This window comes from Prosthecobacter sp. (genome assembly GCF_044236155.1).
Lineage (GTDB): Bacteria > Verrucomicrobiota > Verrucomicrobiia > Verrucomicrobiales > Verrucomicrobiaceae > Prosthecobacter.
In genome coordinates, this window is sequence record NZ_JBIIHA010000001.1 from 81746 (window position 1) to 93818 (window position 12073).

Consider the following 12073-nt stretch of genomic DNA (forward strand, 5'->3'; position numbering starts at 1 on the left):
TGGTGTTTTGAGGCGGCGCGAGAAGCCATTTTCAACAGAGCCGTGTTCAAAGTCATTCGTGAATTTCGCAGGCGGATGCCGGAGATTCTTTCCCAAGGGGAGCGGTGGTGCTGGGAAACAAGGAATCCAACCGCCCTCGGGGAGTGCGGGCGGTGCTGGCTTACTGGAGCGTTTCAGCGAAGACAGTGCTGGGACGTTTGGGTGCGCCGTTCTCCTCGAAAGTCCCGAGGTCGAGCATGTCACGCAAGTGATCACGAACGACGTAGGTGCTTCTGCCGCTGACGATGGCTCCGACGGCCTTCATGCCGGAGGCGCGGCCCAAAAGGATGTTCAGGCATAGTTTGAGGCGCTTCCAAAGGCCCAACTTCTGCGGTAGCAGCGGGATGCCGAGATTGGGCACGACACCGACAGCGCGGTCATCCCAGATGGCGATCATGGCGTGGTCCTTTTTACAAGTCACTTCCAGAGGAGGCAGACCATGCTGCTCGCACCATTCGTGAATCTTGCTCACCTCGAACGGGTCGTTAGCGCGCGCGGTGAAGATTTTCACTGTGCGTCCGGTGCGCAGCCAGTGCTGCACGCGTAGCAGCATGTGTGGCACGGGGGGACCGATCTTGAAGTGTTCCTGTGTGGGGCTCTGAGTGGCGAGCGTGCCATCCAGATCCACACCAATCCACCCGCGGCGCGGGTACTTGGGATAGATGACGGAGGTCGGATCGTGTCGAAGGTTTCTGGCCACTTGTGGTCTAATATCCTGAAAATGTGTGATTTAGGGGAGGTAAATAACGGGTTACTCCATGTTAAATGTGTGGCTTTGAGTTCGTGTAATGCCGGGTGCCGTGGCGCAGATTACGGTGGTGCGGGACAGGGAGGAAAAAGTAAACGGTCAGGAGTTGGATGCGTGGTAGTTGCAGTGCGAGGCGGACCTCTTGGATGCGGGCAGGATTGGCGTGGTTTCGGCCAAGGGAGGCGAGGAGGTGGGGCCGGGGCGGGGCGTTGGTGGAGCATGCGCTTCGCTGCCTCCATCCCCGGCGTCCGATCTGTGGTTGCGGGATGGCTGCTGGGCGCGTGCGGCGTGGCACCGGCGGCGACGACGGTGTTCTTCGACGGGTCGCAGAGCTACACGCTGGTGTCGTCGGCGACGAACGCGGACACGATCGAGAGCGAGGGCTATCTTTTCACCTACACGATGGACAAGCTGTTCACCGGCGGGGTGGGGATGACGGTGCCGATCGGGCGCACATCGCTGGTGTCTTGGCCTGCGGGGCTGCATGCGCAGGCGATCACGACGGGGCCGGACACAGGCGTGGGAGCGAACCTGACGGTGCGCCGGGTGGACGGGGCGGCCTTTGACATCCATGCGCTCACCTTCCAACTGTGGGCGAACACGGCGGGGGCGGGAGGAACGATGGAGATCATGCCGCAGCTCAACGGGGAGGATTTGTACAATGACCCGGTGATGTTCGGGGCGACGGGCTTTTACTCGCAGTCCTTCAGCTATGCCGACGGGGGCGGGTATCAGGGCAGCACGAGCACGCTGCGGGGCGCGGACACGTACAAGATGCATCTCTACGTGGACTGGGCGCTGCGATCCCTGACGGTGGACGGGCCGGAGATCCCGCCACCAGTGGTGCCGGAGCCGGCGCGTGCGTCGCTTCTGCTGCTGGGGATGATGGCCGTGTGTCTGCGGCGGAGCCGGCGCGGGAGCATTCCATTGCCGGATATGCGGGGATGCTGAAGCTGGGAGCGGGCTGGAACACGGGACTGAGCACGGAGAACGCCACGGGTCTGCCGGTGCATGGGAACGGACACGCCTACGTGATGCTGGATCAGACCCTGATGCCGGGCTTGGGTGCGCAAGCGCCGGACCGGCTGACGTTTTTCACGCGCATGGGCCGGGTGTTTCATCCGGGCCGCAGCATGGTGGACCTGACGCTGGAAGGCGGCTTCACGGGACGCGGTTTTCGCACGGCGGACCAGTGGGGCGTGGCGGTGACCTATTCGCGTTTCAGCCGCAGTTTTGTGGAGGCGGCGCGTGCCGGAGGCGGCACGACCTCGAGCACGGAGACGGCGCTGGAGCTGACTTACAAGGCGCAGATCACTCCCTGGATGGTGCTGCAACCGACGCTGCAACGCATCTACCACCCGCAAATCGGCGCTCCGACGGCGACGGTGCTCGGTGCGGTGATGACGCTGTCGTTTTGGCTGCATCACGCGCCAAGGCCGAGCACGAGTCAGGTCATCCTGAGGGTTGACAATTTTGAGGCTGGTGGAGACACTGAAGCATGACTGTGACGCTGCCCGCTTCGTTGGAATCGTTCGTGAGCCAGAAGATCGCCTCCGGCCTGTATGACAATGCGGATGAGGTGGTGGTGGAATCGCTGGGACTGATGCGGCAGCAGGAACGCTGGAAAGCCACTGCCTCGGTGAAGATAAACGAAGGTCTGCGTGATCTGAATGAGGGCCGTGTTTTGACCGATGAGCAGTCCCGCGGTGAGATGGCGGCATTCAAGGCGCGGTGGCGTGCGGGCGCATGAAGGGACCGGTTTACAGCCGGGCTGCCCAAGGGGATCTGCAGGACATCTGGATGTTCATCGCGGAGGACAATCCCGAGGCGGCGGATGTCTTGGAGTCGGACATTCGCGCCGAGGTGCAACGCTTGGTGGAACTGCCGTCACTGGGCCATCGTCGGCGTGATCTGACGGCGCACGATCTGTGGTTCCATACGGTGAGGAAGAATTATTTGATTGTGTATCGTCAAGGCGAGGCGCTGGAGGTCGTCCGTGTGCTGCATGGCGCACGAGACGCGGTGCATGAGCTGCAATGAACCTGGCGATGCGATGCAATCGAGGACGAGTTCGAGTAGGATCACTTGGTGGGCTGGGGCTTGACCGCTTGACCACACCTTGACCATCCCCTACCTCCGCGCATGGCCCTCAAAGCAACCATTCACAAAGCCAGCGTGTCGTTTTCCGATCTGGACCGGAACGTGTATGCGGATCACGAGATCACGATCGCGCAGCATCCGTCGGAGACGGCGGAGCGGATGATGGTGCGGCTGCTGGCGTGGGTGCTAAACACGCCGGAGAACAACGATCAGGGCACGCTGGAGTTCGGGAAGGACATGTTTGAGCCGGAGGAGCCGTCGCTGGTGCGAAACGACCTGACGGGCCTGCGGATGCACGAGATCGAGATCGGCCAGCCGGAGGAGAAGCGGCTGGTACGGGCCTGCGGGCGCTCGAAGGAGGTGACGGTGTACACTTTCGCGAACACGGCGGCGGCGTGGTGGGCGGGCGTGGCGGAGAAGCTGGCGAAGGTGCGGAACCTGACGGTGTGGCAGCTCCCGCCGGAGCAGACGCAGGCGCTCGGGGCGCTGGTGGATCGCACAATGACGCTGCAGATCACGGTGCAGGACGGGGTGATCACGGTGGATGGCGGCGGGAAGAGCGTGGAGGTTGTGCCGGTGCGCTTGGTTTGATGTTTTTGGTTCGTCGTTCTTGGTTCTTGGTTCTTGGTTCTTGGTTCTTGGTTCTTGGTTCTTGGTTCTTGGTTCTTGGTTCTTGGTTTGGTGGGAGGCATGGCGAAGGATCGTCGCCACTCCAGAGGTGGATGGAAATGACAAGGCCGCGCGGATGGCGCGGCCTTGCGAGGGGATGGATGCGTTATTTTGAGGGCGTTCCGCTCAGCTCACGGCGTCGCGATGGAGTCGGTGGTCTCAACGTTGCGCGTGGGGGCGTAGGTGGATCCGGACAGGGTGAGGCCGGTGACGGTGAAGGTGAAGGTGCCGCGGTTCCTGGTGCGGACGGAGGTGAGGGCGGCGGTGCCGTTGCGGCCGGTGGTTTTCGAGACGGTGCCGGTGGTGAGGCCGCTCCATGTGCCGGTGACGGTGGCATTGGGGACGACGACGCCATTTTGATTGCGGACGGTCACGGTGGCGGTGGCCTGGTAGCCTTGCTTCGTCGAGCTGAGGCTCATGGCGATGTTGGCGACGTAGAGGATGTTGTTGGTTTGAACGACGATGGTGACGGTGTCAGCAGCGGATGCGAGACCGCTGAAGTCGGTGACGACGAGGGAGGCGGTGTAGGTGCCGGGGGTGCTGTAGGTGTGAACGGGATTGGGCTCGGCGGAGGTGGTCCCATCGCCAAAGTTCCAACTGTAGGAGGCGATGCCGCCGTCCGGATCGTAGCTGCCGGCGCTGGAGAAGTTCACCGCGAGCGGGCCGACGCCGGTGGTGGGCGCGGAACTGTCAGCGACGGCGATGGGCGCCTGGCCATTCGCGGGAACGATGCTGCCGGTGAGGCTGAACTGGCCGAGGCTGCCGTAGTCGTTGTAGGCGGTGAGGGGATCGCCGGTGCCGACGCCATCGACAGCGAGGTAATAGGTGCCTTGGGCAAGCGTGGCGCTCAAGGAGGCGCCGAGGGTGCTGGGATTGGCCGAGGTGACCAGATTGCCGAGGCCGTCATAGAGGGCGAGCTGGATGTCGAGGTTCGGTGAGACCGGAGCGGGGGCGACATTGAAGCTGACCGGTCCTGGGCCCGTGGTGAAACCGAAGAGGTCGGCGTCCGTGCGGCGCTCGATGATGCCGCTGGCGCTGACGGAGGTGCCGGAAAGCAGCGTGGCATTCACAATGGTGTCGCCATGCTGATCGGCGCGATAGCCGACGACGTTGGCGATGATGGCGGTGTCGTCCTGGAGGTTGTTCGCGGAGGGGTACTCGCCTTTGCTCCACTGCGCGACGTCCTTGTAATAACCGACGCCCATGATGGGAGCCCAGTTGGCGTGGCCTTGATAGTATTCGGTGATGTTGGTCTGGCCGTCGTGGCTGAGGTTGAAGGTGTGACCGGCCTCGTGGCTGGCCGCCTCGGCGGTGTATTTGGCATTGCCGCTGCCGAGATGGTCGGGGAAGACGAAGCAGGGCGTGTCGGAGTTCCACGAGAAGGAGTTCAAGTAGGCGACGCCACCGGCCCCCGCGCCATACCAGTCGTAGCTGCTGCCGCCGATGCAGACGCGGATTCCGAACTGGGTGTCGGAGGTGGTCGTTTTCCGCAAGGACTCAAGGCCGGGATCCTCGGTGGTGACATCGACATCAAAGGGCGCGAAATCCTCCGCCACGCGCTGCCAGATGGAGTAGATGTTGTCGAGTTCGGTCGTGGTGTAGGTGGTTCTGTCCGAGTCGGCGCTGTAGGGAGGGGTGACGATGTTCGCGCCCCCGGTGAAGCTGCTGTTCCAGGAGGTGCCGCTGGTCGTGTGGCCGTCGAAATCGAGGTAAATGACCTTGGAAGCCCCCGGCTTGCTGTGCAGCAGGAAGGTATCGGTCACGGAGAGGGTGCCTGAGGGCGGTGTGGTGCCGCCGGTGGTGGCGGTGCCTTTGACGACGGCATTCTGCAGGGGGAGCAGGCCCTCGCAGACGTAATGGAGGCGGCCTTGGCGGTCCATACGGAGGGTTTTGTCCTTCTGGCACAGATCCTTCAGCTCCTTTTCGGTTTGGGAATACCACGCGGCGATTTGGGGCAGTTTTGAGCCGAGCAGGACGGGGATTTCTGCTGCTCGGCTGTTTCGGCCGAAGTTCTGTTGCGGAAAGGCCTCGCCGCGGTGGTTGGTCTGGGCAGAGGCGACCAAGGAGAGGCAGAAGAAGAGGCGAGGGAGTGAAGGATGGTCGAGCGCATGGGAAGATGTGGTTAAAACCAACTTTATAATAATTACCATAAATTAAGACTTGCCGTCAAGCATCCTGGTGAGTCGTGCCATTTTTAACCTCAGGTTATCGGCTTGCGGCGGGGGATTGACTCGGAGGTTGACCTCGTGTGTCGGCTTCGGCTAAACGGGTGGGATGAATTTGCTATGCATGGGTTTCTGTGTGGGCGGGGCGGTGTTTTTGCTGGCGAATTGCTCGCCGATCCGGACGGAGACAATGTCGGTGCATGCGGCGCGGCGGTGTCTGAACAACACGGTGGATTTTGGTCACGATGGCGGCGTGGTTCGGCCCGATGTGCTGCGCACGGCAGGTGTGGAGCTCATGATCCATCGCGCCACGGCGGGCGGCCGGGCGGATACCGATTACGGGCGGCGGGCCTGAAGTGGGGTGCCTATCACTACATGAAGCGAAGCATGAGCCTTGAGGGGCAGCTCGCGCAGTTCATGAGCACGGTGGCGGCGGCCGCGCGGCGTAACGGGACGACGGCGTATCCGCTGCTGCTGGTGCTGGACAACGAGGGCCGCGACCGCGTGTCGTGGAGCGAGCTGGCGCGCGCGGCGCGGATCGTGAAGGCGCGCACGAACGCGTGGCCGCTGCTGTATTGCAGCGTGCCGATGCCAGGCACGAGCGAGTTTGCCTGGCAGTGTCGCGAACTAGAGGCGCTGACGGGAGGGGAGCGCGGCGTCCTGCGCGCCTGCGGCCTGTGGATTCCGCGTTACGGCGAGCAGCCGGGCACGCAGGTGCGCTTCAGCATGCCGCGTGTGTTCGGCAGATGGACCTTCTGGCAGTACTGCGGTGACATCAGCGGGCGGCCGAAGACGGCGTTTCTCGATCCGGAGTTTTCCGGGAACGTGGGAGCGGGCTTCACGCGCAGCGGGGGCGGCGCGGCGCTGCGGCATTTCTGCGACCGCAATCTCTTCAACGGATCGCACTCGAAGTTCGAGCGCTTCTGCCGCGAGCATGCGTCGGCGGTGCTGCTGTGGCGGTGATGGGTTCGTGGTCGCCGGGTCTCCTTGGCAGCAGCAGGCGCGGGAGTTTCCGTTTTCATGTTTTAGATTCCAGCTTTTGATCTCCTCTCCATGCCGGATGTCTTTTCCAAAGCGAAGCGCAGCGAGGTGATGAGCCGCATCCGCTCGCATGGGAACAAGGGCACCGAGCTGCGGCTGATGGCGGTGTTTCGCGCGCAGGGAGTCACCGGATGGCGGAGGCAGATTCGATTGAGTATTTCGCAAGGCGGAATGCGGAATGACAGAGGCGCGGTGCGGCCGGATTTTGTGTTCCGGCGGGAGAAGGTCGCGATCTTCGTCGATGGCTGCTTCTGGCATGGTTGTCCGGAGCATTTTCGCCGGCCGAAGTCGCGCCAGAAGTTCTGGGACGCAAAAATCGCGCGGAACATCGCGCGCGACGTGTCGGTGACGAAGGCCCTGCGTAAGGCCGGCTGGCGTGTGCTGCGCCTGTGGGAGCATGAACTGGCGAAGCAACGCGAGAAGCGGCTGCTGGCGCGCTTGCGGCGGGCGCTGGCGCGAGCTTGAGCACAGAATTCGTGGAGAGAACACTTGCCAAACCGGCGCGGTGGCGGCGTAATCTACGCTCTTTGTTTTACCCGCATGCCGAGTGTCTTCACCAAGAACGGCTTCCGTTTTTTCTTTTACAGCAACGACCATGAGCCGCTGCATGTGCATGTGCGCAAAGGCGGTGGTGAGGCTGTTTTTGAGGTCGAACCACGGGCTGCGGCTGCGCGAATCCGCAGGAATGAAAACAACGGACATTCTGCGGGCGGAGGAGCTTGCCCGCGAGCATAGGCCCCTTATCATCTCCAAATGGCATGAGCACTTTGATTGACCAACCTTTGACCGCCTCGTATGCGCGTGGACGCGTGTCGGTGAAGATGCGCAGCGGGCTGGACTTCAGCTTTCCTGTGGCGGGTAATCCGCGTCTCGAAGGCCAGCCGACGGCGAAGCTGGCAGTGATCGAGGTGTCGCCCTTTGGTCTCCACTGGCCCTTGCTCGATGAAGACCTCTCCATCCGTGGCATTCTGAAGGGCGACCTTGGTGTCCGCCTTCCCAAGCCAGCTCGGGCTAAGCGCCGCGCTGCTGCCTTTGCCTGATAACCTTTTCAAGAACCCGACTCTCTCCCATGATCCCTCGTCTTGCCTTGTTTTCCCTCGGATGGTGCGGCCTCGCTTTCGCATCGCAGCCTGCCTCGGTCGCTGATCTGCCGGATGCGAACCCGGATGCGGAGTTGAAGTCGTTTGTGGTGCCCGAGGGCTTTGAAGTGAATCTCTTCGCGTCGGAGCCGATGATCCAGAAGCCGGTGCAGATGAACTGGGATGCTCAAGGGCGTCTTTGGGTCGTGTCGAGCACGACGTATCCGCACATCAAGCCGGGCGAGGCGGCCAAGGACCAAGTGGTGGTGCTGGAAGACACCGATGGCGATGGCAAGGCGGACAAATCGACGCCCTTTGCCGACGGCCTGCACATCCCGACGGCACTGGCGCCGGGTGATGGCGGTCTTTATGTGGCGAACTCGACCGAGGTTCTATTTTTGAAGGATAAGGACGGCGATCTGAAGGCAGACGAGCGCACGATCCTGCTGAGCGGCTTTGGCACGGAGGACACGCACCACCTGCTGCACACCTTCCGCTGGGGGCCGGAGGGCATGCTTTACTTCAACCAGTCGATCTACATCCACACGCACATGGAGACGCCGTATGGGGTGCGTCGCCTGATGGGCGGCGGCATTTGGGAGTTCCGTCCGGAGACGCGGCGGGCGGAAATCATCAGCAAGGGGCTGATCAATCCGTGGGGTTTTGAGTTCGACCGCTGGGGCCAGAGCTTTGCCTGCGACGGCGCGGGCGGGGAAGGGATCAATTTCATCTTCCCAGGCAGTGTTTTCGCCACGTCGCCGGGGGCGAAGCGCATCCTGCACGGCCTGAGCCCCGGTCAGCCGAAGCAGTGCGGCATGGAGGTGATCGAGGACCCGCATTTCCCGGCCGACTGGCAGGGTTCGTTCGTCCTGAATGACTTCCGCGGCAATCGCGTGAACCGTTTCACCCTCACGCCGAGTGGCAGCAGCTACATCGCCAAGCAGATGCCGGATGTGCTGGCGAGCACGCACCGGGCCTTCCGCCCGATCGATGTCAAAGTGGGGCCGGATGGAGCTCTTTACATCGCGGACTGGTATAATCCGATCATCCAGCACGGAGAGGTCGATTTCCGTGACCCGCGTCGCGACCTCGTTCACGGCCGCATCTGGCGAGTGACGGCGAAGGGCCGTCCGCTGAGTCCGAGGTTGAAAATCGCCGGGGCGAGCACGGCGGAGCTGCTGGCGATGCTGAAAAGCGACCGCAAGTATGTGCGGACCTTTGCGAAGCGTGAGCTGAGGGATCAAGGCGCGGTGAAAGTGACCGCGGAGCTCGACGCCTGGGCGGCGCAGCAGACTGACGGGCATGCCTTGCTCGAGGCAGCCTGGGCTCGCGAGGGTGTGAATTCCTTCTCGGCGGCGCTTTGGCGGAAACTTTGGGAAAACAGCGATGCCCGCATCCGCGCGGCGGCGCTGCGCATTCTGAGCCATCGCTGGAAGGAACTGCCAGACGCGATGAAAGTGCTCGAAAAGGCCGTGGCGGACGAAAACGCCCAGGTGCGTCTGTGGGCTGTGGCGGTGCTGGCGGAGATGCGTAAGCCGGGGGCGATCAATCTGGCCCTGCGGGTGCTGGACCTGCCGATGGATGAAAACCTCGATTTCCTGCTGGAACTCACCTGTCGCGAGCAGGCGGAGGTCTGGATGCCCGCCGTGGTGAGCGGCAAGCTGAAGCTGGAGGACCGCCCGAAGCAGTTCGTCTATGCGATGAAGAGCACGAGCCGCTCGGATGCCCTGCCGCCGCTCTTTGCCTCGCTGAAAGCAGGCAAATTGAGCCCGGAAGATGCCGCCGCTGTGCTGGCGATGGCGGGCGACGCGGCGGACGCCGCCCAGGCCAAAGTGATGGTGGACATGGTGAACGACGCGGCAATGGCCCCGCACTACATCGGCCTTCAGGACGCCCTCGTGAAGGCGGCCACAGATCGGAAAATCGTGCCGGAAGGCGCGGCGGAGACCGTGACGGCCTGGTTTGCCCGTCCGGAACCGCATGTCGTGCATCGCACGGCCATTTTGGCCGGTCTTTGGAAGGTGGAACCGGCCCGCGAGAAGCTGGCCAGCCTGCTGACTGACCCGAAAACGATCCCGGCGATCCGCGACGGTGCCACCCGCGGCCTAACGGCCCTCGGCGGCGTGAAGACGCGTGACCTCTTCGACAAGCTTTTCGTCGAAGCGACCGATTTGGGCCTCAAATCGCTCATGATCGACGGTTTGACCTCCGTGGGGCCGCAACTGGCTGCGAAGCGTGCCGTGGAGTTTTTGGCCACCGCCGAGGTTGGGGCCGCGAAACCGGTTTTGGGTGCCTTTTTGAAGAACAAGCAGCTTCCGGGCGTGCTGGCGAAGGAGTTGGCTGGCAAGACGATTCCTGACCTCGTGGCCGTGGAAGGCATTCGCATGGTCAGCACGCGTGGCATCCAGGGACCGCTGGCCGAAGCCCTCAAAAAGGCCGGCAATGTGAAGCAGATGGACAAGCCGCTGACCGCCGAAGAAATGACTGCGATGGTCGAAAAAGTGAAGAAAAACGGCGATCCGGTCCGCGGCGAGGCCGTGTATCGCCGCCAGCAGCTTTTGTGCATGACCTGCCACGCAATCGGACAGAGTGGCGGCATTTTGGGGCCGAACCTGGTCAGTATCGGCGCCTCCGCGCCGGTCGATTACCTCATCGAGAGTCTGCTGGAGCCGAGCAAGAAAATCAAAGAGGGCTATCACATGATCATCGTGAGCAAAATAGACGGCGGCGTGGTCTCCGGCGGCCTCGTGAACGACGGTGCGGATGAGTTGACGATTCGTGACCCGGCCAACCAGATCGTGAAAGTGGCCAAATCCGCCGTGGCAAGCCGCCAGATGAGTCCCGTAAGCATGATGCCGGCCGGTTTGACCGCCAGCCTGCGGGAGGACGAGTTCGTCGATCTGGTGCGCTTTTTGAGTGAGCTGGGCCGGGAAGGGGCCTTCAAAACGCAGCCGAACCGCTACGTCCGCACCTGGAAGGTCATGGGCAAGATGGAGCAGAAGGACATCGATCATGTGCGGCACGTGGGCAGCTTTGCCCTGAATGACGAGAACCATCCCTACCCCTGGCAGATCTCGCTTAGCCAAGTGAATGGCGACCTTCCGCTGGCTGACATTCCGGCCGCGCAGCGGATGTATCCGTGGTTTCCAAAAATCGCCCAATTCGGGCTGAAACTGGACGCCGCCGGGAAAGTGAAGCTGGGCTTCAGCTCGGTGAAGGGAATCGTGGTGGCGGTGGACGGGACGGAGTTGAAGGAACTGAGCAGCCAGCAGACGCTCGATTTGGGTGCTGGAACTCATCGAATCAGCGTGCTCATCACTCGTGATGCCGGGGATTTGGCCGCATTCCGCGTGGAACTCCTAGAAGGCGCCGCTGTGGCGGTGCCGTGAGGCTTGGGAAATCTGAAAATTGGTATGGGCCATGTATTTGCGTTGACGCTGGGCGAGCAACTTCGCTATTCTGTGAACGCAATGGCCGGAAATCTTGTCTCAACGCGGCAAGATTTCAGGTTTTGTTCACAAGATCGCTCATGCACCGCCCTTTCATCGTCGCCCAACTGATTCCAAGTCCGATTTGGATGCCCTTGTGCGGCGCTTTGTCACAGTAAACGCCCGTCAGGCTTTTCCCTGTTGTTGCTACTTTTTTAGTCTCTCTCCCGCCGCCTCTTCACTTCGATGAAAACACTCCGCCGAAACCGCCTCTTGCTCGGATGGTTCATGACCGTTCTGGTGTTTAGCATGCAAGTCGTCACGCCACTGCGTGGAGCGACGGTTTTGTGGAATCCAGGAGGTTCGCCTATCAGTTCTGGAGACTGGGACACAACGTTTGCGAACTGGGGGGCAGGTGGTGCATCTGTCTGGAATAATGCCAACAACGATACTGCCAAGTTTGGAGACACGACCAACGGTCCTCCTTCCTCCGTATTTCTCACGAATGCTGTTTCAGTAGGGGGACTCACAATAGAGGCCCAGACGGGTGCCGCAATTGACTTCAACTTGACGGCATCAGGCCTGACACCCCAAGCCAACACGCTGAACTTCGGAGGGACTTCTCCTCCGACTGTGAAACTGATAGGGAGTTCAGCGCTGACTACGGACCATGTGGCGAGGATTAACGCCAAGCTGACGGGCAACCAGGGTTTGATCGTCGAATTCGAAGACACGGCGGGGACTCCGGGGGCTGCCTACGGGGTATTGAAACTGGGCCAAGCTAATTTCAATTATGCCAGCACC

General features: G+C 62.0%; 13 protein-coding genes. 11 read left to right on the plus strand and 2 right to left on the minus strand.

The annotated features are described in order from the left end of the window. Nucleotides 1-160: 160 nt before the first annotated feature. The gene (locus tag ACILSE_RS00410; RefSeq protein WP_395715357.1) at nt 161-739 is read right to left on the minus strand and encodes a hypothetical protein; all 579 of its coding nucleotides are present in this window, start codon (nt 737-739) and stop codon (nt 161-163) included. Nucleotides 740-1006: 267 nt separating this feature from the next. On the opposite strand from ACILSE_RS00410, the gene ACILSE_RS00415 reads away from it, so the two are divergent. From ACILSE_RS00415 to ACILSE_RS00435, 5 genes are all read left to right on the plus strand, one after another. Further along, the gene (locus ACILSE_RS00415; RefSeq protein ID WP_395715358.1) at nt 1007-1738 is read left to right on the plus strand and encodes a PEP-CTERM sorting domain-containing protein; all 732 of its coding nucleotides are present in this window, start codon (nt 1007-1009) and stop codon (nt 1736-1738) included. Then, on the plus strand, nt 1681-2289 hold the full coding sequence (locus ACILSE_RS00420) for a carbohydrate porin (protein WP_395715359.1): 609 nt from the start codon (nt 1681-1683) through the stop codon (nt 2287-2289). Before ACILSE_RS00415 ends, ACILSE_RS00420 begins: the two co-directional genes overlap by 58 nt. Further along, nucleotides 2286-2537: a type II toxin-antitoxin system ParD family antitoxin gene (locus ACILSE_RS00425; protein WP_395715360.1), complete on the plus strand. Its 252-nt coding sequence runs from the start codon at nt 2286-2288 to the stop codon at nt 2535-2537. The genes ACILSE_RS00420 and ACILSE_RS00425 overlap by 4 nt, the downstream gene beginning before the upstream one ends. Further along, the gene (locus tag ACILSE_RS00430; protein ID WP_395715361.1) at nt 2534-2827 is read left to right on the plus strand and encodes a type II toxin-antitoxin system RelE/ParE family toxin; all 294 of its coding nucleotides are present in this window, start codon (nt 2534-2536) and stop codon (nt 2825-2827) included. Before ACILSE_RS00425 ends, ACILSE_RS00430 begins: the two co-directional genes overlap by 4 nt. A 102-nt stretch (nt 2828-2929) precedes the next feature. Then, nucleotides 2930-3478 carry a YaeQ family protein gene (locus ACILSE_RS00435; protein WP_395715362.1) on the plus strand — a complete coding sequence of 183 codons (549 nt, stop codon included), beginning with the start codon at nt 2930-2932 and terminating at the stop codon, nt 3476-3478. A 209-nt stretch (nt 3479-3687) separates the two neighbouring features. Here ACILSE_RS00435 and ACILSE_RS00440 read toward each other — a convergent pair whose 3' ends face one another. After that, nucleotides 3688-5619: a PKD domain-containing protein gene (locus tag ACILSE_RS00440; protein ID WP_395715363.1), complete on the minus strand. Its 1932-nt coding sequence runs from the start codon at nt 5617-5619 to the stop codon at nt 3688-3690. Between the two features lie 226 nt (nt 5620-5845). Here ACILSE_RS00440 and ACILSE_RS00445 point away from each other — a divergent pair, with 226 nt between their 5' ends. The 6 genes from ACILSE_RS00445 (at nt 5846) to ACILSE_RS00470 (ending at nt 11230) form a co-directional block, all read left to right on the plus strand. Next, nucleotides 5846-6076 carry a hypothetical protein gene (locus tag ACILSE_RS00445; protein ID WP_395715364.1) on the plus strand — a complete coding sequence of 77 codons (231 nt, stop codon included), beginning with the start codon at nt 5846-5848 and terminating at the stop codon, nt 6074-6076. 20 nt (nt 6077-6096) lie between these two features. Beyond that, a complete protein-coding gene (locus ACILSE_RS00450; protein WP_395715365.1) occupies nt 6097-6684 on the plus strand; it encodes a hypothetical protein in 588 nt (195 codons plus the stop codon). 90 nt (nt 6685-6774) lie between these two features. Next, complete coding sequence (locus tag ACILSE_RS00455; RefSeq protein WP_395715366.1) at nt 6775-7227, plus strand: very short patch repair endonuclease; 453 nt, start codon at nt 6775-6777, stop codon at nt 7225-7227. 75 nt (nt 7228-7302) lie between these two features. After that, nucleotides 7303-7497 carry a DUF4160 domain-containing protein gene (locus tag ACILSE_RS00460; RefSeq protein ID WP_395715367.1) on the plus strand — a complete coding sequence of 65 codons (195 nt, stop codon included), beginning with the start codon at nt 7303-7305 and terminating at the stop codon, nt 7495-7497. 23 nt (nt 7498-7520) lie between these two features. Then, on the plus strand, nt 7521-7802 hold the full coding sequence (locus ACILSE_RS00465) for a DUF2442 domain-containing protein (RefSeq protein ID WP_395715368.1): 282 nt from the start codon (nt 7521-7523) through the stop codon (nt 7800-7802). A 29-nt stretch (nt 7803-7831) separates the two neighbouring features. Next, a complete protein-coding gene (locus tag ACILSE_RS00470; RefSeq protein ID WP_395715369.1) occupies nt 7832-11230 on the plus strand; it encodes a PVC-type heme-binding CxxCH protein in 3399 nt (1132 codons plus the stop codon). Nucleotides 11231-12073: the final 843 nt, after the last annotated feature.